The organism is Rhodococcus sp. OAS809, assembly GCF_040546695.1.
Lineage (GTDB): Bacteria > Actinomycetota > Actinomycetes > Mycobacteriales > Mycobacteriaceae > Rhodococcus_F > Rhodococcus_F qingshengii.
The window spans coordinates 989,976-1,015,998 of sequence record NZ_JBEPOI010000002.1 but is presented as its reverse complement, the minus strand read 5'-3'; the positions used below and the strand labels follow the sequence as shown (position 1 = coordinate 1,015,998).

The 26,023-nt window shown below is 64.1% G+C and carries 23 protein-coding genes and 1 pseudogene; 22 read left to right on the top strand and 2 right to left on the bottom strand.

The window, feature by feature from the left end; genetic code table 11:
- The first annotated feature begins 35 nt into the window (after nucleotides 1–35).
- From metK to ABIE52_RS07560, 4 genes are all read left to right on the top strand, one after another.
- Complete coding sequence (gene metK / locus ABIE52_RS07575) at nucleotides 36–1,250, top strand: methionine adenosyltransferase (RefSeq protein WP_003944827.1); 1,215 nt, start codon at nucleotides 36–38, stop codon at nucleotides 1,248–1,250.
- A 25-nt stretch (nucleotides 1,251–1,275) separates the two neighbouring features.
- A complete protein-coding gene (locus tag ABIE52_RS07570) occupies nucleotides 1,276–3,294 on the top strand; it encodes a primosomal protein N' (protein WP_080726519.1) in 2,019 nt (672 codons plus the stop codon).
- Nucleotides 3,295–3,466: 172 nt separating this feature from the next.
- Nucleotides 3,467–4,135 carry a PadR family transcriptional regulator gene (locus ABIE52_RS07565; RefSeq protein ID WP_370852745.1) on the top strand — a complete coding sequence of 223 codons (669 nt, stop codon included), beginning with the start codon at nucleotides 3,467–3,469 and terminating at the stop codon, nucleotides 4,133–4,135.
- Between the two features lie 94 nt (nucleotides 4,136–4,229).
- On the top strand, nucleotides 4,230–5,249 hold the full coding sequence (locus ABIE52_RS07560) for an esterase/lipase family protein (RefSeq protein ID WP_118607255.1): 1,020 nt from the start codon (nucleotides 4,230–4,232) through the stop codon (nucleotides 5,247–5,249).
- 57 nt (nucleotides 5,250–5,306) lie between these two features.
- Here ABIE52_RS07560 and ABIE52_RS07555 read toward each other — a convergent pair whose 3' ends face one another.
- The gene (locus ABIE52_RS07555) at nucleotides 5,307–5,513 is read right to left on the bottom strand and encodes a hypothetical protein (RefSeq protein ID WP_003944900.1); all 207 of its coding nucleotides are present in this window, start codon (nucleotides 5,511–5,513) and stop codon (nucleotides 5,307–5,309) included.
- A gap of 288 nt (nucleotides 5,514–5,801) precedes the next feature.
- Here ABIE52_RS07555 and fmt point away from each other — a divergent pair, with 288 nt between their 5' ends.
- From fmt to tpiA, 16 genes are all read left to right on the top strand, one after another.
- Nucleotides 5,802–6,725, top strand: a complete 924-nt coding sequence (gene fmt / locus ABIE52_RS07550) for a methionyl-tRNA formyltransferase (RefSeq protein ID WP_007727991.1) — start codon at nucleotides 5,802–5,804, stop codon at nucleotides 6,723–6,725.
- The gene (locus ABIE52_RS07545) at nucleotides 6,722–8,170 is read left to right on the top strand and encodes an RsmB/NOP family class I SAM-dependent RNA methyltransferase (protein WP_003944903.1); all 1,449 of its coding nucleotides are present in this window, start codon (nucleotides 6,722–6,724) and stop codon (nucleotides 8,168–8,170) included. Before fmt ends, ABIE52_RS07545 begins: the two co-directional genes overlap by 4 nt.
- 40 nt (nucleotides 8,171–8,210) lie before the next feature.
- Complete coding sequence (locus ABIE52_RS07540) at nucleotides 8,211–8,558, top strand: MmcQ/YjbR family DNA-binding protein (protein WP_003944924.1); 348 nt, start codon at nucleotides 8,211–8,213, stop codon at nucleotides 8,556–8,558.
- 64 nt (nucleotides 8,559–8,622) lie between these two features.
- Nucleotides 8,623–9,306 (top strand): ribulose-phosphate 3-epimerase, encoded by a 684-nt coding sequence (gene rpe, locus ABIE52_RS07535; protein ID WP_019748384.1) that lies wholly within the window; start codon nucleotides 8,623–8,625, stop codon nucleotides 9,304–9,306.
- Nucleotides 9,307–9,314: 8 nt separating this feature from the next.
- Nucleotides 9,315–10,367, top strand: a complete 1,053-nt coding sequence (gene ribD / locus ABIE52_RS07530; RefSeq protein ID WP_030536416.1) for a bifunctional diaminohydroxyphosphoribosylaminopyrimidine deaminase/5-amino-6-(5-phosphoribosylamino)uracil reductase RibD — start codon at nucleotides 9,315–9,317, stop codon at nucleotides 10,365–10,367.
- A 5-nt stretch (nucleotides 10,368–10,372) separates the two neighbouring features.
- Entirely contained in the window at nucleotides 10,373–10,981 is a 609-nt protein-coding gene (locus tag ABIE52_RS07525; RefSeq protein WP_003944892.1) for a riboflavin synthase, read from the top strand.
- 110 nt (nucleotides 10,982–11,091) lie between these two features.
- Nucleotides 11,092–12,366 (top strand): bifunctional 3,4-dihydroxy-2-butanone-4-phosphate synthase/GTP cyclohydrolase II, encoded by a 1,275-nt coding sequence (locus tag ABIE52_RS07520; protein WP_192712441.1) that lies wholly within the window; start codon nucleotides 11,092–11,094, stop codon nucleotides 12,364–12,366.
- Nucleotides 12,363–12,860 carry a 6,7-dimethyl-8-ribityllumazine synthase gene (gene ribH / locus ABIE52_RS07515; protein ID WP_003944999.1) on the top strand — a complete coding sequence of 166 codons (498 nt, stop codon included), beginning with the start codon at nucleotides 12,363–12,365 and terminating at the stop codon, nucleotides 12,858–12,860. Before ABIE52_RS07520 ends, ribH begins: the two co-directional genes overlap by 4 nt.
- The gene (locus ABIE52_RS07510) at nucleotides 12,857–13,330 is read left to right on the top strand and encodes a PH domain-containing protein (RefSeq protein WP_003944987.1); all 474 of its coding nucleotides are present in this window, start codon (nucleotides 12,857–12,859) and stop codon (nucleotides 13,328–13,330) included. Before ribH ends, ABIE52_RS07510 begins: the two co-directional genes overlap by 4 nt.
- 74 nt (nucleotides 13,331–13,404) lie before the next feature.
- Nucleotides 13,405–15,597, top strand: coding sequence for an excinuclease ABC subunit UvrC (uvrC, locus tag ABIE52_RS07505; RefSeq protein WP_073512388.1), 2,193 nt, complete (start codon nucleotides 13,405–13,407; stop codon nucleotides 15,595–15,597).
- Nucleotides 15,594–16,493 carry an RNase adapter RapZ gene (gene rapZ / locus ABIE52_RS07500; RefSeq protein WP_003944872.1) on the top strand — a complete coding sequence of 300 codons (900 nt, stop codon included), beginning with the start codon at nucleotides 15,594–15,596 and terminating at the stop codon, nucleotides 16,491–16,493. Before uvrC ends, rapZ begins: the two co-directional genes overlap by 4 nt.
- Nucleotides 16,490–17,554: a gluconeogenesis factor YvcK family protein gene (locus tag ABIE52_RS07495; RefSeq protein WP_192712440.1), complete on the top strand. Its 1,065-nt coding sequence runs from the start codon at nucleotides 16,490–16,492 to the stop codon at nucleotides 17,552–17,554. The genes rapZ and ABIE52_RS07495 overlap by 4 nt, the downstream gene beginning before the upstream one ends.
- Entirely contained in the window at nucleotides 17,551–18,528 is a 978-nt protein-coding gene (gene whiA, locus ABIE52_RS07490) for a DNA-binding protein WhiA (RefSeq protein ID WP_021344225.1), read from the top strand. The genes ABIE52_RS07495 and whiA overlap by 4 nt, the downstream gene beginning before the upstream one ends.
- Nucleotides 18,529–18,686: 158 nt before the next feature.
- The gene (gap, locus tag ABIE52_RS07485; protein ID WP_003944851.1) at nucleotides 18,687–19,706 is read left to right on the top strand and encodes a type I glyceraldehyde-3-phosphate dehydrogenase; all 1,020 of its coding nucleotides are present in this window, start codon (nucleotides 18,687–18,689) and stop codon (nucleotides 19,704–19,706) included.
- 17 nt (nucleotides 19,707–19,723) lie between these two features.
- Nucleotides 19,724–20,935 (top strand): phosphoglycerate kinase, encoded by a 1,212-nt coding sequence (locus ABIE52_RS07480; protein WP_003944901.1) that lies wholly within the window; start codon nucleotides 19,724–19,726, stop codon nucleotides 20,933–20,935.
- A 6-nt stretch (nucleotides 20,936–20,941) separates the two neighbouring features.
- Nucleotides 20,942–21,727: a triose-phosphate isomerase gene (gene tpiA, locus ABIE52_RS07475; protein ID WP_192712439.1), complete on the top strand. Its 786-nt coding sequence runs from the start codon at nucleotides 20,942–20,944 to the stop codon at nucleotides 21,725–21,727.
- An 89-nt stretch (nucleotides 21,728–21,816) separates the two neighbouring features.
- Here tpiA and ABIE52_RS07470 read toward each other — a convergent pair whose 3' ends face one another.
- Nucleotides 21,817–22,632, bottom strand: a complete 816-nt coding sequence (locus ABIE52_RS07470; protein WP_192712438.1) for a tyrosine-protein phosphatase — start codon at nucleotides 22,630–22,632, stop codon at nucleotides 21,817–21,819.
- Nucleotides 22,633–22,841: 209 nt separating this feature from the next.
- Here ABIE52_RS07470 and secG point away from each other — a divergent pair, with 209 nt between their 5' ends.
- Both secG and ppc read left to right on the top strand, forming a co-directional pair.
- Nucleotides 22,842–23,075 carry a preprotein translocase subunit SecG gene (gene secG / locus ABIE52_RS07465; RefSeq protein WP_003944946.1) on the top strand — a complete coding sequence of 78 codons (234 nt, stop codon included), beginning with the start codon at nucleotides 22,842–22,844 and terminating at the stop codon, nucleotides 23,073–23,075.
- A 103-nt stretch (nucleotides 23,076–23,178) separates the two neighbouring features.
- Nucleotides 23,179–25,954 (top strand): annotated as a pseudogene (gene ppc, locus ABIE52_RS07460) (phosphoenolpyruvate carboxylase).
- Nucleotides 25,955–26,023: the final 69 nt, after the last annotated feature.

Sequence of the window (26,023 nt, the reverse complement as noted above, 5' to 3'; positions counted from 1 at the left end):
TGTAGTCAAGAACTCAGTCGTCGAGAGGGAGATCTGTGAGCAAGTCCGGCAGTCGGCTATTCACCAGCGAGTCCGTCACCGAGGGGCACCCGGACAAGATCTGTGACGCGATCAGCGACTCGATCCTCGACGCGCTGCTCACCCAGGACCCGCGCGCCCGCGTGGCCGTCGAGACACTGGTCACCACCGGCCAGGTTCACGTAGCCGGTGAGGTCACGACCACTGCGTACGCGGACATTCCGAAGATCGTGCGCGACACGGTCCTCGAAATCGGCTACGACAGCTCCGCAAAGGGCTTCGACGGTAACTCCTGCGGCGTCAACGTCGCGATCGGCGCCCAGTCGCCCGAGATCGCGCAGGGTGTCGATCACTCGCACGAGGCTCGCGTCGACGGAATCAGCGACGACGAGATCGACCGTCAGGGTGCGGGCGACCAGGGCCTGATGTTCGGCTACGCCACCACCGACACGCCGGAACTGATGCCGCTGCCCATCGCGCTGGCTCATCGTCTCTCTCGCCGGTTGACCGAGGTCCGTAAGTCCGGCGTGCTGCCGTACCTGCGCCCGGACGGCAAGACCCAGGTCACCATCGAGTACGACGGTGACAAGGCTGTCCGTCTCGACACCGTGGTCATCTCCACCCAGCATGCCGCTGACATCGACCTCGACAACCTGTTGACGCCCGATCTTCGCGAGAAGGTGCTTCACTCGGTGCTGACCGACGTCAACCTCACCGATCTCGACACCTCCGATGTTCGTCTGTTGGTGAACCCGACGGGCAAGTTCGTCCTCGGTGGCCCGATGGGTGACGCCGGTTTGACCGGCCGCAAGATCATCGTCGACACCTACGGCGGAATGGCTCGCCACGGTGGCGGCGCGTTCTCCGGCAAGGACCCGTCAAAGGTCGACCGCAGCGCTGCCTACGCCATGCGCTGGGTGGCCAAGAACGCTGTTGCCGCAGGTCTGGCCGACCGCATCGAGGTTCAGGTCGCCTACGCCATCGGCAAGGCAGCTCCGGTCGGACTCTTCGTCGAAACCTTCGGCACCGAGAAGACCGATCCGGCACGGATCCAGAAGGCGATCACCGAGATCTTCGACCTGCGTCCGGGAGCGATCATCCGCGACCTCGACCTGCTGCGCCCGATCTACGCGCAGACGGCGGCATACGGTCACTTCGGTCGCACCGATATCGACCTCCCGTGGGAGAGCACCGATCGCGCCGACAAGCTGCGTAGCGCAGCTGGTCTCTGATCACTGACGTACAGACGGGGCGCGGGTGGGCGCGGAAAGAGTAGCGGCAGAAGTCGATCCGGTCGCCCGGGTGCTGCCGATGCTCCCGCTCGCTCACCTCGACCGTGAATTCGACTACCTCGTTCCTCGTGAACTCGAAGCGGATGCGCAGCCCGGAGTCCGGGTGCGCATCCGCTTCGCTGGTCGTCTGGTGGACGGTTTCATCGTCTCGCGCGAGGCGACCAGTGACCATCAGGGGAAGTTCGGCTGGCTCGAACGCGTCATCTCGTCCGAGCGGGTCTTGACGGCCGAAATCGCGCAAGTCGTCGATCGTGTGGCGGAGCGTTATGCCGGAACCCGCGCCGATGTTCTCCGTTTGGCGGTACCGCCGCGCCACGCGAAGGTCGAGGCGGAACCGTGGGAGCCCGCCGAGTCACCGTCCGCTCCTGAACCGATCGAAAATGGTTGGCATCTCTACAGATTCGGTGACGCCTTCCTGTCCGCCATTCGCGAGTCGAAAAGCCCGCGTGCGGTCTGGCAGGCGTTGCCTGGTGAAAACTGGCCACTGCGCCTGGCCGAACTGGCCGGGGCCGTAGCGGCAAGTGGTAAATCCGCGATCCTGGTTGTGCCCGATCAACGCGACCTGGACCGCGTCGTCGCCGCTTGTACCGAACTCTCCGGAGCGGATGCGGTGGTAGGTCTGTCCGCGGGCCTGGGGCCGGCCATGCGATATCGGAGGTGGCTCGCTGCACTGCGCGGGACCGCCCGGATCGTCGTCGGCACACGGAGTGCTGTTTTTGCGCCGACGCCCGAGACCGGTCTTGTCGTCGTCTGGGACGACGGCGACGACAACTTGTCCGAGCCGCGGTCGCCGTATCCACATGCCCGCGAAGTTGCCGTCCTGCGTGGCTACGTCGCCGGGTGCGCCGTCGTGATCGGTGGGTTCTCCCGTACGGCGGAAGCGCAGGTACTCGTCGACTCGGGATGGGCGCACGATCTGGTCGCTACGCGGGACGTCGTTCGTGCCCACGCACCCAAGATCACCGCGCTTGCCGACAGCGATCAAGCCTTGGCCCGCGATCCGGGAGCCAGAGCGGCTCGTTTGCCCGCTATTGCATTCGCGGCCGCCCGGCGCGCTCTGGGTGAGGGCAACGGAGTCCTGGTGCAGGTGCCTCGGCGGGGGTACGTACCGACCCTGGCCTGCGGAAAGTGCCGTGCCCCGGCACGGTGCCGTCGGTGCAACGGCCCACTGGCTCTTCCCGCTGCGGCAGGTCCCGACGGCGCCGGGACACCGGCGTGCCGCTGGTGCGGGGTTGCCGATGCCGCCTACCGATGTCACGCGTGCGGGGCGAAAGCGTTGCGCGCGGTGGTGGTCGGTGCCGGCCGGACCGCCGAAGAACTCGGGCGGGCGTTTCCCGGTGTGAAAGTTGTTCTGTCCGGGGGCAGTGATGTGGTCAAGGAACTGCCACATGGTCCCGCGTTGGTGGTCTCGACAGTGGGTGCGGAGCCGGTGATGACCGGCGGCTACGGCGCCGCGCTCTTGCTCGACGGTTGGGCACTGCTCGGCCGGCCCGATCTTCGCGCCGCCGAGGAAACACTCAGACGCTGGATGTCGGCTGCTGCCATGGTGATTCCGCTGTCCGAAGGCGGTGAAGTTGTGGTTGTCGCAGACTCGGGTATCCCGACGGTGCAGGCGTTGGTCCGATGGGATCCAGTGGGGCACGCACAGTCTCAATTCGAGGAACGGGACGAGGTCGGCTTTCCTCCGGCCGTTCACATGGCTGCGATCGACGGTGGATCCGCGGCAATTGCGGAGTTGGTGGATTCAGCTGATCTGCCGGCAAGTGCTGTACTGCTCGGACCAGTGGAATTGCCTGCGGGGGAGAGGCTTCCGTATTCCGGTGAGGACGAGAGCGGTGTCGCGCCGGAGCGAATGCTGGTCCGCGTTCCACGCAAGGACGGTCGCGGCCTTGCGGACGCTCTGGCACATGCGAGGGCCGCGCGCAGTGCGCGGAAGTCTTCGGGTCCGGTCCGCATTCAGATCGACCCACGCCGCATCGGCTGAGTTTCGAGTTGTCGGAGGAATCCTTGCGCTACCCGATATGACGATATATCGTCGAACTATCAACGATAGTGATGGAGGTTCGACGATGGATGCAAGTTTCCCGAACGAGGGGATGTTCGGCCGGCGCGGTTTCTTCGGCGGTTTCGGCCGTGAGCAACGGCCACCATTTGTGATGTGGGTGCCGACGGACGACGGCGCGTCGGGCGATGGTCCCGGCGATCGAGACGGTGGACGACGCGGTCGACCGCACGAGCGGCCGGGCTTCGGTGACATGCCACGCAGAGGCCATCGGCGGGGGCGTTTCGGTCCAGACGGCGGACCCGGCCCCGGCTTCGGTCCGGGCGCTCAGTTCGGTCGCGGGCGAGGACGTGGCGGACGAGGTCGTCGAGGAGATGTGCGCGCTGCGATTCTGCTGTTGATCGCGGAAGAGCCGATGCACGGCTACGAATTGATTCAGCAGATCGTCGAGCGCAGCGGCGGCGTCTGGAAGCCGAGTCCGGGCTCCATTTATCCCGCGCTGTCCCAACTCGAGGACGAAGGACTGGTGATCATCGAAAAGGTTGCCGGCCGCAAGACCGCCAAGCTGACAGAAGAAGGCGTCGCGTATGTCGAGGAACATCGCGCCGATCTCGGGGCGCCGTGGGATGACGTTCGTCTCAGCGTAGGGGAGCCGGAGCAGGACCTTCGAGAACTGATCGGCCAGCTGATGGGCGCGGCCGGTCAAGTGGCTGCTGTAGGCACACCAGCGCAGGTCAAGGCCGCAGCCGACGTGCTTGTCGAGGCGCGCAAATCGCTCTACCGAGTGCTTGCCGGTGATGACGCCGATGAAGGCGGCAATTGAGACGTCGGATACCTACTGTTCGGTAGGGTATGCGCCTCGAAGTTTCTGGTGTTACGGTCAGCTCCCTCGTAGGATCAGAGCAGGAGCAGGAACAATGTCTGGCGTCAAACGGTCTGTGGGACTGACATTTTCGGTAGCAGTGGCGCTGCTGATCGGAGCACCGCCGGCTATATCGGGTGCCGCACCGACGCTTCCGTCTGCGAGTGCCGACGCGATGGACGTTCCTCTCGACGTCGGTCCGGGTCAGGCGACCCGTTCCGTTGCTACGGCATATGCGCATGCTCATCCAGCATCCGCACCTGCCGGATCGAACGATTTCGGCTGTGAGCCTTCCGCCACGCATCCCCGACCGGTTGTACTCGCCCACGGAACCGACACCGAGGCGTACGCGGATTGGGCGGCCCTGTCGCCGGCACTGGCAGCTGACGGCTACTGCGTCTTCGCCCTCAATTACGGCGGTGCGATCAAAGAAGAAGACGGGGACGTCGCACACGAGACCTACGGCGTCGGCGACATAGTCGGTAGTGCCACCGCGTTCGGTTCTTTCGTCGATCAGGTGCTGACCGCGACCGGCGCGGACAAGGTCGACGTCATCGGCTATTCGCAAGGCGCGACGGTGACGCGGTACTACGTCAACAAGATGGGCGGCGACGCCTACGTCGATCATTGGGTCGGTTTGGCTTCGCCGACCTACGGCGGGGTGATGTTCGGGTTGGTTCCGATCGTCCGCGCGATCCCCGGCGGAGAGGACTTTGTCGAAGACGTCTTTTCGCGAGCTGTCCGTGAGCAGATGCAGGGGTCGGATATGTTGAACGCCCTCAACGACGGCGGCGACACCGTACCCGGAGTGCGCTACACGACCATCGGGTCCACTGTCGACGAGATGATCCAGCCGTCCTCGAACATCGCGCTCCGCGATGCCGGTGCAGAAAACATCGTCCTCCAGGATCTGTGCCCGTCGAACCTGACCGGCCACTTCCGCATGCCGTACGACCCCTACGTGATCGACGTCATCCGGACGGTCCTCGACCCCGATGCCGAGCGGCACGCTTCGTGCAGCGCGGTGCCGCTCGGCACGGATATTCCGCAAGTGGTCATCGACGCAAATTCGTGAGCTGCAAATTCGTGAGCTGCTAACTCGTGAGCACCGAGATCACGTGGGTCGGGATGTTTACTCGGCGAGCTTGGCAGTGGCCTGCGCCCACAGGAAGAACTTGTTCGTTCCGAGGTCGCGGACGGTCTTGATGTTGAACGCTGCCTTCAAATGTTCTGCGTCCGAATCGCTTACGCCGTTGAGTGCCGCGACCGGGGCGTCCGCCAATTCTTCGACGGACTTTCCTGCGTAGGCCTTGTCGAACTTACTGTCGATGCCTGCCATCTAAGTTCCTCCGTGTGATCGGTGTATCCCGTATCAGCCTCCGCCGAGTGGCGACGACAGAAACAGTCAATACCGAGGACCGGTGAATGTGCAGGGTTCTGATCAAAGAAATTGCTGAGAAAGTGGTTCGGTGTGGCGCGAGGTAGGTCGTAGCTCTCGCAGTCCTTAGACTGACAGTTCCACCCACCGACACATCCGGGAGCATTTTCGTGAGTTGCAGTCCACCGCGTTCGACAGGCCGATCGGCTGATCAGAGTCCGAAGAGCCCAACGAAACGGGAGAGCTGACATGCGCGTCGTGTTCGCCGGAACACCCGAACCCGCGGTTCCTTCACTGCGTCGGCTCATCGAATCCGCCAACCACGAAGTGGTAGCCGTCGTCACGCGTCCGGACGCTGTGGCGGGCCGCGGTCGAAAAGTCACCCGATCGCCGATCGGTCTGCTTGCCGACGAGCACGGCATCCCGGTGCTGACGCCGGCCAAGGCGTCCGATCCCGACTTCGCGGCCGAACTCGCCCGCCTCGAACCGGACTGTGCACCCGTCGTCGCCTACGGAAACCTGTTGCCACAGAACGTCCTCGACATTCCGAAATACGGTTGGGTCAATCTGCATTTCTCGTTGCTTCCCGCGTGGCGCGGCGCCGCGCCGGTGCAGGCCGCGATCAGTGCCGGTGACGAGGTGACGGGTGCGAGCGCGTTCCGTTTGGAAGCCGGGATGGATACCGGCCCCGTGTACGGAGTGATGACCGAGCGGATTCGCGACACCGATACGGCGGGCGACCTGCTCGGACGTCTCGCGGAAAACGGCGCTGCCCTCCTCGAATCGGTACTCGACGGACTCGAGGCCGGCGAGATCAACGCGGTTCCGCAGTCTGCCGACGGCGTCTCGTATGCCCCCAAGGTGACGGTGGACGCGGCCCGCGTGCGGTGGGAACTGCCCGCTCGCACAGTGGACCGGCATATCCGAGCCGTCACACCCGCACCCGGGGCATGGACGATGATCGGTGATCTTCGAGTCAAGGTCGGCCCGATCACCGTCACGGACGAGACCCTGGCAGTCGGTGAGATCTCGGTACGCAAGGATGGTCTGTACATCGGTACCGCGACCACCGCGGTGCGACTCGGGCAGATTCAGCCCCCGGGCAAGAAATTGATGTCGGCAGGGGACTGGGCACGCGGTGCCCGACTCGACGCGGAGGTACGAGCACAGTGACCGAATCACGACGACCGGCACGGCGGACACAGGGTCCCGGAGCCAAGAACGGCGGCGGCGCCAAGAACACCAAGCCGAAGCAGGCCAAGCGGCCTGATCCGGCAACCGCCGGGCTCGATCAACCGCGTCTGGCGGCGCGTGACGTCCTGCGCGCGGTCCGTGAGCGTGACGCGTACGCGAACCTGGTTCTGCCAGGGCTCCTGCGTGACCGCAAACTCGACGCACGCGACGCTGCGCTGGCAACCGAACTGGCGTACGGCGCGGCACGTGCTCAGGGACTGCTGGATGCGGTGATCGCCCATGCAGCGGGTCGGCCGATCGAAGAGATCGACGGAACGCTGCTCGATGTACTCCGACTCGGCTCGTACCAATTGCTGCGCACTCGTGTCGCACCGCACGCTGCCGTCGCAACCTCGGTCGATCTGGTCCGCGCCGAAAACGGCCAGGGCCGAGCAGGATTCGTCAATGCGGTCCTGCGCCGTGTTTCCGAACGCACCCAGGAGGAGTGGGTCGAGCTGCTGGCCCCGAAGGACCCGGTCGGCCGGCTCGCCTTCGAGCACGCTCACCCCCTGTGGATCGCGCAGGTATTTGCCGACTCGCTCGGCGCTGCTGCCGGTGAACTCGAAGACGTCCTGATCGCCGACGACGCCCGCCCTGCAGTACACCTCGTCGCCCGCCCCGGCGAGATCTCCGCCGAGGAGCTAGCACTGGTGACCGGCGGCGAGATCGGGCCGTACTCGCCGTACGCCGTGCATCTCGACGGCGGTGACCCCGGACAGCTCGAGGCGGTCCGCCAAGGCTTGGCGGGCGTGCAGGACGAGGGCAGTCAGCTGGTGGCCCGCGCCCTCAGCATTGCTCCTCTCGAAGGTGAAGACTCCGGACGCTGGCTCGACCTCTGTGCAGGTCCAGGAGGAAAAGCGGCACTTCTCGGTGCTCTTGCCGGCATCGAAGGTGGTCGACTCGACGCCGTCGAGCCCGTCGAACATCGCGCCGAACTGATCCGCAAGACCACTCGCGAGCTTCCCGTGGACGTACACGTGGCGGACGGCCGCGAATCCGGGCTCGAACCCGGATACGACCGCATCCTCGTCGACGCTCCCTGCACTGGGTTGGGTGCGCTGCGTCGGCGCCCGGAGGCACGTTGGCGTCGGCAGCCGTCCGATGTGGCCCCGCTCGTGAAGTTGCAGCGTGAATTGCTTGCTGCCGCAATCGAACTGGTTCGCCCCGGCGGAGTGGTGCTGTACTCCACGTGCTCGCCGCACTTGTCGGAAACGCTGGCAGTGGTCGCCGATGCGGTGCGGCGTCATGGCGTCGTGGAACTCGACACCAAGGAATTGGTGCCAGGTGTCCCGGACGTCGGAGACGGATCGTCGGTTCAGTTGTGGCCGCATCGACACGGCACGGACGCTATGTTCATGGCCGCTTTGCGCAAGCCGCTGGCCTGATCGGATGACTTCTGGGCATCGGTAGTCGTATGGTGCCTACATGGTTACGTGGGAACAGGTTGTAGTACTGGGTTCGGCTCTTCCCTCCGTGGAAGAGTCGACCTCGTACAACACCCCGGCACTCAAGGTGGCAGGTAAAACTTTTGCGCGGCTCCGCACCGAAGCGGAGGGCGCTTTGGTCGTGATGTGCGGTCTGGACGAGAAGGAGGCGCTACTCGCCAGTGGCGAGGCGGCTTTCTTCACCACCGATCACTATCACGGGCACGGCTCGATCCTCGTGCACCTCGAACTGATCGACGAGGTGCAGTTGGGTGAGATGCTCGAAGACGCGTGGCGGATCAAGGCACCGGCCAAGGTGCGAAAGCTCCACACCGTCGTCAAGAACTGATCTGATTGCACCGGCTCCGATGTGCATGCACGGTCGGCAATGAGACACAGCTAAACTCGGCGTCGTGGCTTCCCCGATGATTGCACCGTCCATTCTGTCCGCAGATTTTGCTCGACTCGCTGATGAAGCGACTGCCGTGTCCGGCTCCGACTGGCTTCACGTCGACGTGATGGACGCGCATTTCGTTCCCAATCTCACGCTGGGTCTGCCGGTGGTCGAGAGTCTGCTGAAGGCGACGGATATTCCGCTCGACTGCCATCTCATGATCGAGAATCCGGAGCGCTGGGCGCCGCCGTACGCCGAGGCCGGTGCGTACAACGTCACGTTTCACGCCGAGGCCACCGACGATCCGCGTTCGGTTGCCCGCGATATTCGTGCAGCTGGTGCCAAGGCGGGGCTGAGCATCAAGCCTGGAACCCCGATCGACGACTACCTGGAAATCCTCAAGGACTTCGACACCCTCTTGATCATGAGCGTCGAACCCGGATTCGGTGGTCAGTCCTTCATGCCTCAGGTGCTCGACAAGGCACGCGCAGTTCGAAAGCTCGTCGACTCGGGTGAGCTGACGCTCCTTGTCGAAATCGACGGCGGCATCAACGCTTCCACGATCGAGCAGGCCGCTGAAGCAGGGATCGACTGCTTCGTCGCCGGTTCGGCGGTGTACGGAGCGAGTGATCCCGGTGAGGCGGTGCGCAAGCTGCGCGCGCAGGCCGCCTCGGCGTCGCCGCACCTGACGCTGTCGGTCTGAGCCGCTCGATGGCAAAGGGTGGACAGGCGTCGACGGCTGATCTCGACGCCGCGATGCAGATCGCGCTGGCCGCAGCTGATTCCGCGCGCGGATTCACCAGCCCCAACCCACCGGTCGGCGCGGTCATCCTCGCTGCCGACGGAACCATCGCGGGCGTCGGTATGACGCAACCGCCCGGTGGACCGCACGCGGAGGTCGTGGCTCTCGACGAGGCCGGCGATGCAGCGCGTGGCGGTACGGCAGTGGTGACACTGGAACCGTGCAATCACCAGGGGCGAACCGGCCCTTGCTCACAGGCATTGATCGATGCCGGAGTCTCGGCGGTTGTCTACGCCGTCGGTGATCCCAATCCCGAGGCTTCCGGCGGCGCAGCGACGCTCATGCGCGCTGGAATCAGCGTCACGGCCGGACTGAGAGCACCCGAGGTGGAAGCTGGTCCACTGCGGGCCTGGCTGCACAAACAGCGCACCGGTCGCCCGCACATCACGTGGAAGTACGCGGCCAGTCTGGACGGACGCAGCGCCGCCGAGGACGGAACGAGTCAGTGGATCACCGGTCCGCAGGCGAGGGCGCGCGTGCATGCGCAGCGAGCGCAGATCGATGCGATCGTGGTCGGTACCGGCACCGTGTTTGCCGACGATCCGTGGCTGACCGCACGTCAGCCCACCGGTGAGCTCGCGGCGCACCAGCCCGTTCGCGTCGTCGTCGGAAAGCGCGAAATACCCTCGACGGCAAGCATTCTCGACGACACCGCACCGACTCTGGTGCTCAACACCGACAACATCGACGAAGTAGTCGAGGCGTTGGGGGAGTACACGGACGTACTTCTCGAGGGTGGGCCCCGTCTGGCCGGAGCATTCCTTGCCGCCGGATATGTCGACGTCATAGAGGCATACATCGCTCCGATCCTGCTCGGCGCGGGCGCCTCCGCACTCGTCGATGCCGGAGTGCACACCATCACCGACGCCCACCGATTCCGTTTGGAGTCTGCGGTAACGATCGGCCCCGATATTTTGTTGAGTCTGGTTCCGGAGAGTTCTGCTCCGGGGAACGAGGAGTAGGGCGCGTGTTCACAGGAATTGTGGAAGAACTCGGCGAAATTGTCGCCAAGGAAGAACTGGTCGATGCTGCACGTTTCACGGTGCGCGGGCCACTGGTCACCTCCGACGCCGGTCACGGTGATTCGATCGCGGTCAACGGAGTGTGCCTGACGGTGGTCGACGTGCTTGCCGACGGTTCGTTCACCGCAGATGTCATGCAGGAAACCCTGAACCGCTCGAGCCTGGCGAAATTGGATGTCGGCTCTCGCGTCAACCTCGAGCGTGCCGCGGCGCTGAACAGCCGACTCGGCGGCCACCTGGTTCAAGGGCATGTCGATGGAACAGGCCACGTCATTTCCCGCTCGCCGTCCGAGAACTGGGAGGTAGTGCGGATCGCACTGCCCGACTCCATTTCCCGTTACGTCGTGGAGAAGGGTTCGATCACCGTCGACGGAGTCTCGCTGACGGTCTCCGCGCTGGGCGGAGACCGCGGGTTCGAGTACTTCGAGATCTCGCTGATCCCGACAACGCTCGAGTTGACGACGCTCGGAACCGCTGTGGTCGGTACGCCGGTCAACCTCGAGGTGGACGTGATCGCCAAGTACGTCGAGCGGCTTCACTCTGCCGGTCGGTAGGACCAGGCTGATCGGACCCGTCCGATTGGTCGTAGGGTTGTCAGTGCATCCGTCGGATGCACTTGTTGTATTCGATGATGTGAAAAGTCAAGACTTTGGAGTGCGAGCACGTGACCAGGTTCGACAGTATCGAGCGCGCAGTAGCAGATATCGCTGCAGGTAAAGCTGTTGTCGTCGTGGACGACGAGGATCGCGAGAACGAGGGCGACCTCATCTTCGCCGCCGAGAAGGCCACCCCGGAACTGGTGGCGTTCATGGTCAGGTACACCTCCGGCTACCTGTGCGTGCCGCTCGACGGTGACGATTGTGATCGGTTGGGCCTGCCCCCGATGTACGCCACCAACCAGGACAAGCACGGCACGGCGTACACCGTCACGGTCGACGCCCGTGAGGGAATCGGTACCGGCATCTCGGCGTCGGACCGCGCTGCGACGATGCGTCTGCTCGCCAACCCCGAATCCGGTGCCAACGATTTCACTCGCCCCGGTCACGTCGTTCCGCTCCGCGCGAAGGAAGGCGGAGTACTGCGTCGTCCTGGCCACACGGAAGCTGCAGTCGACCTCGCCCGCATGGCGGACCTGCGTCCTGCCGGCGTCATCTGCGAAATCGTCAGCCAGAAGGACGAAGGCGCGATGGCTCAGACCGACGAGTTGCGAGTCTTCGCCGACGAACACAACCTTGCTCTGATCTCGATCGCCGACCTCATCGCGTGGCGTCGCAAGCACGAGAAGCACGTACTGCGCATCGCCGAGGCCCGCATCCCCACCCGCCACGGTGAGTTCACCGCTGTCGGCTACACCAGCATCTACGACGAGGTCGAGCACGTTGCGCTGGTGCGCGGCGACATCGCAGGCCCCGACGGCGACGGTAGCGACGTACTCGTCCGCGTTCACTCCGAGTGCCTCACCGGCGACGTCTTCGGTTCGCTGCGGTGCGATTGCGGCCCGCAGCTCGACGCCGCACTGGACATGGTCGCCCAGGAGGGCCGCGGCGTTGTTCTGTACATGCGCGGGCACGAGGGTCGTGGCATCGGTCTCATGCACAAGCTGCAGGCCTACCAGCTCCAGGACGCCGGTTCCGACACCGTCGACGCCAATCTCGAACTCGGCCTGCCGGCGGACGCCCGTGACTACGGCATCGGTGCCCAGATCCTCGTCGATCTGGGGATCTCGTCGATGCGTCTGCTGACCAACAACCCGGCCAAGCGTGTGGGTCTGGACGGCTACGGCCTGCAGATCACCGATCGTGTTCCGATGCCGTTGCGCGCGAATGCGGAGAACCTCACCTACCTGCGCACCAAGCGCGATCGGATGGGGCACGATCTGATCGGACTGGACGAGTACGAGGCGAACCAGAACACCACACAGCCGGGAACCGCACTGTGAGCGGCGAAGGTCAGCCGCAGCTCGCGATCGCCGAGGCCAAGGATCTGAAGCTGGCGATCGTTGCCGGGCAGTGGCACGCGACGATCTCCGAGGCCCTGATCGCCGGCGCGCAGCGCGTCGCGCAGGAGGCACAGATCAAGGACGTGACACTGGTCCGTGTCGCCGGCGCGATCGAACTGCCGGTCGTTGCGCAGGCATTGGCGCGCACGCACGACGCCGTCGTCGCTCTCGGTGTTGTCATCCGCGGCGGCACGCCGCACTTCGAGTACGTGTGCGACGCGGTCACCGCGGGCCTCACACGCGTCTCGCTCGACGAAAGCACCCCCGTGGGGAACGGTGTCCTGACCACCGACACCGAGCAGCAGGCTCTTGACCGTTCGGGTCTGCCGGGTAGCGTCGAGGACAAGGGCGCACAGGCCTGCGCCGCCGCACTGGACACCGCAGTGACCCTGCGCCATCTCCGAGCACCATGGACCGAGGATTCGTTTCGATGAGTACGCCCGGAGACAACGAGAACTGGGAACTGATTGCGTCACCGCGTAAGTCGACGCGATACGCGATCGGAGTTGCTGTCCTCCTGGTGATCGTTCACGTCACACTGGCACTCCTGCTTCGCCAGGGGTCCACCGGCGTGTACTTCCGTGCCGCGGACCAGATCGCGATGGCAGGCATCGGCACCATTCTGGCTCTCGGTGTGCTGATGTTGACGCGGCCCCGGGTCAAGGTGGGCAAGCAGGGTATTGCCGTACGAAACATCCTGGGCGAGAAGATCGTCGACTGGGATCTGTTCGAGGGACTCTCGTTCCCCGACGGTGCCGCCTGGGCACGCATCGAATTGCCCGACGACGAGTACATGGCAGTGATGGCGATCCAGTCCAACGACCGCGAGTACGCCGTCGACACGGTCGGTAAGTTCCGCGAACTGGCCGACCGCTACGCACCGGTCGCGCACAAGAGCAACTGACGTCTTCCGACCGGTTCGGTGCCCGCATCCTGCGCGTTTCCGAGTCGGTCGGTGGCGGCGACTAACCTGAAACCGTGCCGGATCCCTCGACTTACCGCCCCGCTACCGGAACCATTCCGGCTGCGCCGGGCGTCTACAAATTTCGCGATCCGCATGGTCGGGTCATTTACGTCGGAAAGGCGAAAAGCCTCCGTTCACGTTTGAACTCGTACTTCGCGGACGTCACGACACTTCATCCCCGTACTCGGCAGATGGTGACCACCGCCGGCAGCGTCGAGTGGACCGTCGTCAGTACCGAAGTCGAAGCGCTTCAGCTCGAGTACAACTGGATCAAGGAATTCGATCCGCGGTTCAACGTCCGGTACCGCGACGACAAGACGTATCCGGTTCTCGCTGTGACGCTCAACGAAGAGTTCCCGCGCTTGTTCGTCTACCGCGGTCCGCGGCGCAAGGGTGTCCGCTACTTCGGTCCCTACTCCCATGCCTGGGCGATCCGCGAAACTCTCGATCTGCTGCTACGAGTCTTTCCCGCACGAACGTGCTCGTCCGGAGTCTTCAAACGGCACAACCAGATCGGCCGGCCGTGTCTGCTCGGCTACATCGACAAGTGCTCGGCGCCCTGCGTCGGGCGAGTCAGCGCCGAGGAGCATCGTCAGATCGTCGAAGATTTCTGCGACTTCCTCGCCGGCCGCACGGACAAGTTGGTCAAAGATCTCGAAAAGCGCATGCAGCAGGCTTCCGAGGACCTCGACTTCGAGACCGCGGCCCGTCTGCGTGACGATATCGGGGCTTTGCGCAAGGCGCTCGAGAAGCAGGCCGTCGTACTCGGTGACGGCACCGACGCCGATCTCGTCGCCTTTGCCACCGATGATCTCGAAGCCGCCGTTCAGGTGTTCCACGTGCGGGGCGGACGCGTGCGGGGTCAGCGTGGATGGGTCGTGGAGAAGGCAGGCGACGCCATCGACTGGGCCGCACTCGACGCCGAGTCCGACCTGCCGATCCTGGTCGAGCAGTTCCTCACCCAGTTCTACGGGGAGCAGGCGGCCCTCGACCCGGGAGCGGGTTCCGAGGCCGGGATCAGCGCAGTTCCCAAGGAAGTTCTGGTGCCGGTTCTGCCGGCAAACGCGACCGAGATCCAGGCGTGGCTGAGCAAGCTTCGGGGATCGCAAGTGCAACTGCGGGTTCCGCAACGCGGCGACAAGAAAGACCTCGCCGAAACAGTCCAGCGAAACGCGAAAGAGGCTCTGGCGCAGCACAAGCTCAAGCGCGCCGGCGATTTCACTTCGCGTTCTGCGGCGCTGCAGGGCATCCAGGAAGCACTGGACCTGGACTCGGCTCCGCTACGAATCGAATGCATCGACATCAGTCACGTCCAGGGAACCGACGTCGTGGCGTCACTGGTCGTGTTCGAGGACGGGCTCCCGCGTAAGTCGGACTACCGCCACTACGCGATCAAGGAAGCTGCCGGCGACGGTCATTCCGACGACGTCGCGAGTATCGCCGAGATCACGCGTCGGCGGTTCCTGCGCCACAACCGCGACCTGGGCGTCCTCGCGGCGTCGGCGTCGACCATGGACTCGGACGGTGGGGACCTGGCTCCCGAAGCGGCGATCGACCCGGCGACGGGCCGGCCTCGGCGGTTCGCGTATCCGCCCAATCTGTTTGTCGTGGACGGCGGCGCCCCTCAGGTCACGGCGGCAGCGGCGGTCCTCGACGAGCTGGGGGTCACTGACGTCGCGGTAGTCGGGTTGGCCAAAAGACTCGAAGAGGTATGGGTACCGGGGGAAGAAGATCCGGTCATCCTCCCTCGGACGAGCGAGTCGTTGTACCTACTGCAGCGCATCCGAGACGAAGCCCACCGCTTCGCGATCACGTTCCATCGCAGCAAACGCTCGAGGCGGATGACGGCTTCGGCTCTGGATTCGGTCAAGGGGCTCGGTGAAACTCGTCGAACCGCTCTGGTGGCTCACTTCGGTTCCGTGGCGAAGCTGAAAACGGCAACGGTCGAGGAGATCATGCAGGTCCCCGGTATCGGTGAGACCACCGCCACAGCAGTTCTGGCCGCACTCGGCACGGATTCGGCTGCAGCCGGCGCGGGTGCTGAAGCTCGAGCGCTGCCAGCCGCGGTAGGGGATGATGAGCTGGACACGGAATCCGAATCGTCTGTTACGTCTGCTGACGCGCCCAGCGCCGAATCCGGTAGCGGTGACGAGGGCTCCGAGTCGCGAGAATTGTCCATGCCGACGACGGGGCCGAGTGCACAGTGACTACCGACAGCGCCAAAGACAGTCGAACGATGGATTTCCTGCTGGTGACGGGATTGTCCGGAGCAGGTTTGAGTACCGCTGCCAAGGTGCTCGAAGACCTCGGCTGGTATGTCGCGGACAATTTGCCACCTGAGCTCATTTCCCGAATGGTCGGTCTGAGCCTGACCTCCGACCCGCCGGTCGATCGTCTCGCCGTCGTGATCGACGTGCGGAGTCGACTCTTCACCGGCGATCTCGGGTGGGTGCTCACCGAACTCGAGGCGGAACCGATCCATACTCGGGTGCTGTACCTCGAAGCGTCGGACGACGTGTTGATCCGACGGTTCGAACAGGTGCGCCGCAGTCATCCGTTGCAGAACGACGGCATCGACGGCACGTTGTCCGAAGGGATCGCAGCCGAGCGTCGGCAGTTGGCCGTGGTGAAGGCGGCCGCCGATCTGGTCATCGACACGTCGGCGCTGAAGGCGCATCAGCTGCGTCAGAAGATTGAAACGGCGTTCGGGAACGATGCCAACCGCACGATGAAGGTGACGGTCCAGTCGTTCGGATTCAAGTACGGCCTGCCGATGGACGCCGATCTCGTCTGTGACGTTCGTTTCCTGCCCAATCCCCACTGGATCCCTGAACTTCGCCCGCACACCGGTCAGGATGCCGACGTCCGCGACTACGTGTTGTCCCGCGAGGGCGCGGAAGACTATCTCGACACCTACCGACATCTGGTGGATTTGACGATCGCCGGATATCGACGAGAAGGAAAGCGCTACATGACAATTGCGGTCGGGTGCACCGGCGGTAAGCACCGAAGCGTGGCCATGTCCGAAGCTCTCGCGAGGCGTTTGGGTTCCGAGGACGACATCTCGGTCAGCATCGTGCACCGGGATCTGGGGCGCGAATGAGTGAACCGACACATCGCTCGCGGGAGACAACCGAGGGGCCGGCCATCGTCGCGCTCGGCGGCGGGCACGGATTGTTCGCCACGCTCCAGGCCGTCAGACGCTTGACGGTCGACGTCACCGCCGTGGTCACGGTCGCCGACGACGGTGGTTCGTCGGGCCGGCTACGCGCCGAACTCGGCGTCATCCCGCCTGGAGACCTCCGGATGGCGCTGGCTGCTCTCGCGTCGGACGAACCCGAGATAGTCGACTGGACTCGGACCATTCAGCATCGCTTCGGCGGTGTCGGCGCACTTGCCGGGCATTCGGTGGGCAATCTCATCCTGGCCGGACTGACCGAGGTGCTCGGCGATCCGGTCGTCGCGCTCGACGAGATGGCGCGACTGCTGCGAATCTGTGGCCGTGTGCTGCCGATGTCGCCGATCGCGCTCGAGATCGAAGCCGACGTTCAGGGACTCGAAGAGGACCCCCGCGTCAGCCGCTGCATTCGTGGACAGGTTGCCGTCGCGACCACCCCGGGCAAGGTTCGGCGTGTGAGACTGCTCCCGTCCAATCCGCCCGCGTGCCCCGATGCCGTGACTGCGATCGATCGTGCCGATCTCGTGGTTCTCGGCCCGGGATCGTGGTTCTCGAGCGTGATCCCACACGTCCTGGTACCCGAACTCGTCGAATCACTGTCGTCGACGAAGGCTCGAAAGGTACTGGTGCTCAATCTCGCACCCGAGCCGGGGGAGACCGCCGGATTCTCCGCGGAGCGTCACCTGCACGTACTCTCCCAACACGTGCCCGATTTCCGGGTCGACTACGTGGTGGTCGACTCGGCGTCGGTACCGGCCGGGCGTGAACGTGAACATCTGCAGCGTGCGGCGGATCAATTTTCAGCCGAAGTCAGGTACGCGGATGTCGCGGACACCTCACCGGGCGCAGCGCATGTACACGATCCGGCAAAACTGGCCGATGTACTGGCTGAACTGTCGAGCAGTGCGGCAGTAGGGGATTCGACACAGTCTTCCCTGCAAGAACAGCAATCCGAAGAGCAGAGGGAGAACGCTTCGTGGCAATGACAGCGGAGGTCAAGGACGAACTGAGCCGGTTAGTGGTGACTCAGGTCAGCTGCCGCAAGGCAGAGGTCTCCGCGTTGCTGCGCTTTGCCGGTGGGCTCCACATCGTCGGCGGCCGGGTGGTCGTCGAAGCAGAGGTGGATCTGGGCTCCACGGCGCGACGTCTGCGCCGGGAGATATTCGACCTGTTCACCTACAGTGCCGATGTGCACGTACTCAGTGCGGGCGGGCTTCGAAAGTCCGCTCGCTACATCGTGCGTGTGGCGAAGGAGGGTGAGGCCCTCGCGCGCCAGACGGGACTGCTCGATCTTCGCGGGCGCCCGGTTCGCGGCTTGCCTGCGCAGGTCGTCGGCGGAAGTGTCGGCGACGCCGAAGCAGCGTGGCGCGGTGCGTTCCTCGCGCACGGTTCCCTGACCGAACCCGGCCGTTCGTCGGCGCTCGAAGTGAGCTGCCCCGGCCCGGAAGCTGCACTTGCTCTGGTTGGAGCTGCGCGGCGTCTGGGGATCTCGGCGAAGGCACGTGAGGTTCGCGGAACGGATCGTGTGGTGATCCGCGACGGTGAGGCCATCGGCGATCTCCTGACCCGAATGGGAGCCCAGGACACACGCCTGGTGTGGGAGGAGAGGCGGATGCGACGCGAGGTCCGCGCCACCGCCAATCGTCTCGCCAATTTCGACGACGCAAACCTGCGACGCTCTGCTCGCGCTGCCGTTGCGGCTGCTGCGCGCGTCGAGCGTGCGTTGGAGATCCTCGGTGAGGACGTGCCCGATCACCTCGCGGCGGCGGGTGCACTGCGCGTTGAGCATCGGCAGGCGTCCCTCGAAGAACTCGGCCAGTTGGCCGACCCGCCGATGACCAAGGACGCCGTTGCCGGACGTATCCGTCGCCTGCTGTCCATGGCTGATCGCAAGGCCAAGGAAACGGGCATACCCGACACCGAATCCGCAGTGAATGTGGAGCTACTCGAAGAGGGGTGACCTGCCCTCCGTCAGGGTGGGCTGCGCACGTTCGGGCCACGCGCATTAGGGTATGAGTCACATCGACCGATGAACCCCACGTCCGCGTCGTGCACACACGGATTCGGAGTATGCGTGGGTCAAGTTGCACACCAGAATCATGGTCAAAGGAGCGAATTGTGACTGTCCGGGTTGGCGTAAACGGTTTCGGCCGTATCGGACGTAACTTCTTCAGGGCGGTGGATGCGCAGAAGGCGCTCGGAACCACCGATATCGAGATCGTGGCAGTCAACGACCTGACTGACAACGCGACGCTCGCTCACCTGCTGAAGTACGACTCCATCCTCGGCCGTTTGCCGTACGACGTGTCGCTCGACGGTGACGACACGATCGTCGTCGGCGATCAGCGCATCAAGGCCCTCGCACACCGTGGCCCGTTGAACGAACTTCCCTGGGGCGAGCTGGGCGTCGACGTCGTCGTCGAGTCCACCGGCATCTTCACCGACGCCGCAAAGGCCAAGGGACACCTCGAAGCCGGCGCCAAGAAGGTCATCATCTCGGCTCCGGCCAAGGGTGAAGACATCACCATCGTGATGGGCGTCAACGACGACAAGTACGACGGCAGCCAGAACATCATCTCCAACGCGTCGTGCACCACCAACTGCCTCGGCCCCATCGCCAAGGTTCTCGACGACGAGTTCGGCATCGTCAAGGGTCTGATGACCACGATCCACGCGTACACCCAGGATCAGAACCTGCAGGACGCTCCGCACGCAGACCTCCGTCGCGCCCGCGCAGCTGCCCTCAACATCGTTCCCACCGGTACCGGTGCAGCCAAGGCAATCGGCCTGGTTCTCCCGCAGCTGCTAGGCAAGCTCGACGGCTACGCACTGCGCGTGCCGATCCCCACGGGCTCGGTCACCGACCTCACCGCGAACCTGAAGAAGTCGGCCACCGCCGACGAGATCAACGCCGCGATGAAGGCTGCTGCCGAAGGACCCCTCAAGGGCATCCTGAAGTACACCGACGCACCGATCGTCTCCTCGGACATCGTCACCGACCCGCACTCGTCGATCTTCGACTCGGGTCTGACGAAGGTCATCGACGACCAGGTCAAGATCGTCTCCTGGTACGACAACGAGTGGGGCTACTCCAACCGCCTCGCCGACCTCATCGGCCTCGTCGCCAAGTCTCTCTGAGCGGAGTTTCGATAACAGTGGCAGTTCAGACGCTGAAGGATCTGCTGGACGCTGGGGTCGAGGGGCGCACCGTACTGGTGCGTTCCGACCTCAACGTCCCGTTGGATGGCGGAGAAATCACGGACCCGGGTCGCATCGTCGCGTCCGCTCCCACCCTGCGGGCACTCGCCGAGGGTGGAGCGAAGGTCATCGTGACCGCGCACCTCGGGCGCCCCGACGGTCAGCCCGATCCCAAGTTCTCCCTCGCACCGGTTGCCGCGAAGTTGGCCGAAATCCTCGGTCGCAACGTGCAACTCGCCGGTGACGTCGTGGGACAGGACGCGCTGGCTCGTTCCGAAGGACTCACCGACGGTGACGTCCTGATGCTCGAGAACATCCGTTTCGACCCTCGCGAGACCAGCAAGGACGAAGCCGAGCGGGTCAAGCTCGCCAAGGCTCTCGTCGAGCTGGTCGGTGACGACGGCGCATTCGTCTCCGACGGATTCGGTGTTGTTCACCGTAAGCAGGCGTCGGTCTTCGACGTCGCGAAGCTGCTCCCGCATTACGCCGGATACCTGGTCGGCGCCGAGGTCGAGGTGCTCGCCAAGCTCACGCAGGACGCAGCGCGTCCGTACGCGGTGGTGCTCGGTGGCTCCAAGGTCTCGGACAAGCTGGCCGTCATCGAGGCACTGGCGCCGAAGGTCGACACTCTGGTGATCGGCGGCGGAATGTTCTACACGTTCCTCGCGGCTCAGGGTGTGTCCGTGGGCAATTCGCTGTGCGAAGAGTCCATGATCGAGACCTGCAAGGATCTCCTCGACCGGTACGCCGACGTCATCCACATCCCTCAGGATGTTGTCGTCGCGGACTCCTTCTCGGCCGATGCCGAGTCGAAGATCGTTCCGTTCGACAAGATTCCCGACGGCTGGATGGGTCTGGACATCGGACCGGAGTCGGTCAAGCGCTTTGCCGCGATCCTGACCGGCGCCAAGACGGTGTTCTGGAACGGCCCGATGGGCGTGTTCGAGTTCCCGAAGTTCGAGGCAGGCACCCGCGGTGTCGCCGAGGCAATCGTGGAGGCAACCGAGAAGGGCGCCTTCAGCGTCGTCGGCGGCGGCGACTCCGCAGCAGCCGTTCGTCAGCTCGGTATCCCGGACGAGGGCTTCTCGCACATTTCCACCGGTGGTGGCGCTTCCCTCGAGTACCTCGAGGGCAAAGAGCTGCCTGGCATCGCAGTACTGGAAGGCTGATCCGACATGGCACGTAAGCCGTTGATCGCCGGCAACTGGAAGATGAATCTGAACCACCTCGAGGCTATCGCCCTGGTGCAGAAGATCGCTTTCTCCTTGCCTGCGAAGTACTTCGACAAAGTGGACGTCACGGTCATCCCGCCGTTCACCGACATCCGAAGCGTCCAGACGCTGATCGAGGGCGACAAGCTCCTCCTCACGTACGGCGCGCAAGATGTCTCGGCTCAAGACTCGGGTGCGTTCACGGGCGAGATCAGCGGCTCCATGCTGGCCAAGCTCGGTTGCACCTTCGTCGTGGTCGGCCACTCCGAGCGTCGCACCCTTCACGGTGAGACCAACGAGACCGTCCTCGCGAAGACGAAGGCTGCTCTCAAGAACGGCCTCACGCCGATCGTGTGCATCGGCGAAGGCCTCGAGATCCGCGAAGCGGGCGAGCATGTCGCCTACAACGTCGACCAGCTCAAGGGTTCGTTGGCGGGCCTGGGCGCGGAGGAGATCTCCAAGATCGTCATCGCGTACGAACCTGTCTGGGCCATCGGCACCGGCCGTGTCGCTTCTGCCGCCGATGCACAGGAAGTGTGTGCTGCGGTACGAGCAACAGTGGCCGAACTTGCCGACGCCGAGGTCGCGGCCGGCGTTCGCGTTCTGTACGGCGGTAGCGTCAGCTCCAAGAACGTCGGGGAGATCGTCGGCCAGACCGACGTCGACGGCGCTCTTGTCGGCGGCGCGTCACTCAAGGCTGACGAGTTCGCGACACTGTCTGCGATCGCTGCAGGCGGTCCACTCCCGTGATGATCGGGTAGTGAGCTGAAACTGCTCGAGACCAAGACTGCGGGTGTGTGACCGAGTAGGTCACACACCCGCAGTTTTTTGTTCGCGAGTCAGCTCACCAGTCTGGTTTCCAAAGCGCCGACGAGTTCGGGAGCAAGCTCCAACCCGGCGGTCAGATAGTTCTCAACGGTTCCGTAGTGGTGCTCGACCTGCTCGAAGGCAGCGCCCAGGTAACTCGCGTCGACGGAAAGCAGCAACCGGATCACCTCGCCCTTGTCTGCATCTGTGGCAGCGGCGATCTTCGCGACTGTTGCCTCGATGTACTCGGCCGAGTACGTGTTCGTGAGCAGGTAGTCCGCCGTGATCGTTTCGCGCGGTACACCAGCGAGTGTCTGCAGTAGTGCTGCCGCCCAACCTGTTCGGTCCTTGCCCGCCGTGCAGTGGAAGAGTTGCGGCCCCTCGGTGGTCGCCAGGGCGGCGAACAACTGCGAAAATCCGTTCCGAGTGACGGGGTCTGCGACAAAGCTGCGATTGATGTTCTGCATGAAAGCTGTTGCAGCGTCCGCTGTTCGGATAGCCATCGCTTCGGCGTGGATGTTTCCGGACAGGATGGGAATGTGGGCGTACATCGCCGGCGCCGGCACGATGTCGGGAGTTTCGTTCGCCTCGGTTTCGGAGCGCACGTCATAGACGGCGGTCAGCCCCAGCGATTCCACGATTGCAAGATCCTCGGGCGAGGGCGTCAGTACGTTTGCACGGTAGAAGACTCCGCGGCTCATCGCCTGTCCGCTGGTCGTGACGTACCCGGGGCCGGCCACGTCGCGGAAGTTGTGAATCGAAGCCAGACGCGGTGTGTCAGGCAGGGGTGTGTCGGGCAGGGCAGTGTTGGGCAGGGCAGTGTTGGGCAGGGCAGTGTCGGAAAGCATGGAGCCGGCCTTTCGGAGGTAGAGTCGCGTCAACTGAAAAACTACTGAATCGGTATCTCGACAGTGTGATCGATGCCACTGACCAAGAGTCGTGCCTGGCCGGGTGCAAAGTCATGTGCGAGGCGGGTATGTGGTCAGGCTATCTGCGCGCGCCTGTATGGTGTTATCGGTTGTAGTTGTCCCTATTGGATTGGTGGACGTAGACAGACATGAAACTGTTCCTGGATATCCTGCTGGTCATCACCAGCTTGCTCCTCATCGCCTTGGTGCTCCTGCATCGCGGTAAGGGCGGCGGTTTGTCGAGTCTGTTCGGTGGCGGTGTCCAGTCCAGCCTGTCCGGATCGACTGTTGTCGAGAAGAACCTCGACCGGTTGACGGTCTTCACCGCGTTGATCTGGCTCATCTCGATCGTCGGCATCGGCCTGGAGATCAAGTTCGCCTGATTCTCGGCTCATGACTTACAGCCGGTAGTTTTTCACACACGAATTTCAGACACGGAACCCCGCCTATCGAGCGGGGTTCTTTGTTTCGGTCGATAATTGTGTGATGACTGAAACCGCGTCGCATCGAGAAACACCGCGAGAAGCCACCGAGCCGCTACGCGAAGACATCCGGCTTCTCGGCGGAATACTCGGACAAATAGTGCGAGAGCAAGCCGGCGACGATGTGTTCGATCTGGTCGAGCGAGCCCGTGTCGAGTCGTTCCGAGTCCGTCGTTCGGAGATCGATCGCGCCGAACTGGTGTCGCTGTTCGCCGAAATCAGTACGGACGACGCCATTCCCGTCATCCGGGCGTTCAGTCACTTCGCACTGCTCGCCAACCTGGCCGAGGACATCCACCGCGAGCGTCGACGGGCCATCCACGTCAACGCGGGGGAACCGCCCCGCGACAGCACTCTCGCGGCCACGTACACCAAACTTGATGCAGCCGATATCGATTCGGCCACCGTCGAAGAAGCGCTTTGGGGCGCCCTGGTCTCACCCGTCATCACCGCTCACCCGACGGAGACTCGACGCCGTACGGTGTTCGAGACGCAGAGTCGGATCACCGAGTTGATGCGATACCGCGAGCGCACGGCGCTGAGCGTCGCAGAAACCGCTGATGTCGATCTGCAATTGCGCCGTCAGATCCTGACCCTGTGGCAGACGGCTCTGATCCGGCTCAGCCGCCTCCGCATCCAGGATGAAATCGAGGTAGGCCTGCGCTACTACGACGCAGCGTTGTTCGAGGTGATTCCGAAGATCAACGCCGAGGTTCGCAAAGCGCTGCGCACTCGTTGGCCGGACGCCGGGCTCCTGCCGGAACCGATCCTGAGGCCGGGTTCGTGGATCGGCGGTGACCGAGACGGCAATCCGTACGTGACCGGCGAAATCGTCCAGCGCGCCACGTCGCGCGCTGCGGCGACTGCTCTCGAGCATCACCTCGAGGAACTCGATCATCTCGAGCGTGAACTGTCGATGTCGGCGCGGCTGGTTTCCGTCACGCCCGAACTCGATCTGCTGGCGTCTACCTCCGGCGACGACTCTGCCTTCCGGGCCGACGAGCCGTACCGTCGCGCGATTCGCGGTATCCGCGGGCGCTTGAGCGCCACAGCACTGACGGTACTGGGGGAGTTGCCCGCCCACGGGTCCGACGACGGACTCGAGGCGTACACCGACCCGGCACAGTTGCAGCGGGATCTCGGAATCATCGACACCTCGTTGCGTCGTTTCGGTGACGAGACCATCGCCGACGATCGACTCGATCGGCTCCGAGAAGCGGTGGAGGTGTTCGGCTTTCACCTGTCCGGTCTGGACATGCGGCAGAACTCCGAGGTACACGAAAGCGTCGTCGCAGAACTTCTGGCGTGGGCCGGAGTTCACCCGGACTACGCGTCCTTGCCGGAAGCCGATCGAGTCGAATTGCTGTCGGCCGAGTTGACGACGCGGCGACCACTGACTTCGCCGGACGCCGAGTTCAGCGAATTGACCACCAAGGAACTGGCCATCATGGCGGCCGGTGCCAAGGCAGTGCGGGTTCTCGGAGCGGGCGCAGTACCCAACTACATCATCAGCATGTGTACCTCGGTCAGTGACATGCTCGAGGCCGCAGTGCTGCTCAAAGAGGTCGGGGTGCTCGATCCGGGCGTCGGTAGCGAACCCTCGTGCCCGATCGGCATCGTGCCGTTGTTCGAGACGATCGAGGATCTGCAGGGCGGCGCCGACACATTGCTGGCGACGCTCGACATCCCGATCTATCGTGCGATCGTCCGTTCCCGTGGTGACAGTCAAGAAGTGATGCTCGGGTACTCCGACTCGAACAAGGACGGCGGGTACCTGGCAGCCAACTGGGCGCTGTACCGTGCCGAACTCGACCTCGTCGATGCCGCGCGTAAGAGCGGAAATCAGGTTGAGGCTCTTCCACGGCCGCGGCGGAACCGTCGGACGTGGCGGCGGACCGAGTTACGAAGCGATTCTGGCTCAGCCTCCCGGTGCAGTCGCGGGTTCTCTGCGAATCACCGAGCAGGGTGAGGTGATTGCGGCCAAGTACGCCGAACCGCGTCTGGCACATCGCAACCTCGAAACACTCATCGCCGCGACTATCGAGTCGACGTTGCTCGACGTCGAAGGACTCGGCAGCGATGCCGACGCTGCCTACGCGGTACTGGACGAGCTCGCGGCCCTCGCCCGCATCGCGTACAGCGAACTGGTGCACGACACGCCAGGATTCGTGCAGTACTTCGAAGCGTCCACACCGGTCGCCGAGATCGGGGCACTCAACATCGGCTCTCGCCCGGCCTCTCGCAAGCAGACCAAGGCGATCTCCGACCTGCGAGCGATTCCCTGGGTGCTCTCGTGGAGTCAGTCTCGCGTGATGCTTCCGGGTTGGTACGGAACCGGCGCCGCGTTCGAAAGATGGATAGACGGAGACGACACTCGGCTTGCCACGTTGACGGCCCTGTACGAGAAGTGGCCGTTCTTCCGAACCGTGCTCTCGAACATGGCCATGGTGATGTCGAAGTCGGATCTCGGTTTGGCGGCCCGGTACGCGGACCTCGTGCCCGACGCCGAACTGCGCGATCGAGTCTTCGGAATGATCACCGACGAGCACGAACGCACAATTCGCATGTACAAGGCAATCACGGGCAACGAGAACCTCTTTGCCGACAACTCGGGCCTCGAGCGTTCGGTCCACAACCGGTTCCCGTACCTCGAACCTCTCAACCATCTACAGGTCGAGCTGATCCGTCGGTACCGTTCCGGCGACGAGAGCGATCAGGTGCGTCGGGGTATCCAGCTGACGATGAACGGCCTGGCCACTGCGCTTCGTAACAGTGGCTAGGTAACAGCGACTGGTTCTGCAGGTTTACCAGGGTGTGCGTGCGGCGACTCTAGAGCTGTCGCACGCACA

Excerpts from the sequence above, each read along its gene's own strand:
- ABIE52_RS07565 (WP_370852745.1), top strand. The coding sequence starts at position 3,467 with ATGTGGGTGCCGACGGACGACGGCGCGTCGGGCGATGGTCCCGGCGAT.
- ABIE52_RS07560 (WP_118607255.1), top strand. The coding sequence starts at position 4,230 with ATGTCTGGCGTCAAACGGTCTGTGGGACTGACATTTTCGGTAGCAGTG.
- ABIE52_RS07555 (WP_003944900.1), bottom strand. The coding sequence starts at position 5,513 with ATGGCAGGCATCGACAGTAAGTTCGACAAGGCCTACGCAGGAAAGTCC.
- fmt (WP_007727991.1), top strand. The coding sequence starts at position 5,802 with ATGCGCGTCGTGTTCGCCGGAACACCCGAACCCGCGGTTCCTTCACTG.
- ABIE52_RS07540 (WP_003944924.1), top strand. The coding sequence starts at position 8,211 with ATGGTTACGTGGGAACAGGTTGTAGTACTGGGTTCGGCTCTTCCCTCC.
- ribD (WP_030536416.1), top strand. The coding sequence starts at position 9,315 with ATGGCAAAGGGTGGACAGGCGTCGACGGCTGATCTCGACGCCGCGATG.
- ABIE52_RS07510 (WP_003944987.1), top strand. The coding sequence starts at position 12,857 with ATGAGTACGCCCGGAGACAACGAGAACTGGGAACTGATTGCGTCACCG.
- ABIE52_RS07495 (WP_192712440.1), top strand. The coding sequence starts at position 16,490 with ATGAGTGAACCGACACATCGCTCGCGGGAGACAACCGAGGGGCCGGCC.
- whiA (WP_021344225.1), top strand. The coding sequence starts at position 17,551 with ATGACAGCGGAGGTCAAGGACGAACTGAGCCGGTTAGTGGTGACTCAG.
- tpiA (WP_192712439.1), top strand. The coding sequence starts at position 20,942 with ATGGCACGTAAGCCGTTGATCGCCGGCAACTGGAAGATGAATCTGAAC.
- ABIE52_RS07470 (WP_192712438.1), bottom strand. The coding sequence starts at position 22,632 with ATGCTTTCCGACACTGCCCTGCCCAACACTGCCCTGCCCAACACTGCC.
- secG (WP_003944946.1), top strand. The coding sequence starts at position 22,842 with ATGAAACTGTTCCTGGATATCCTGCTGGTCATCACCAGCTTGCTCCTC.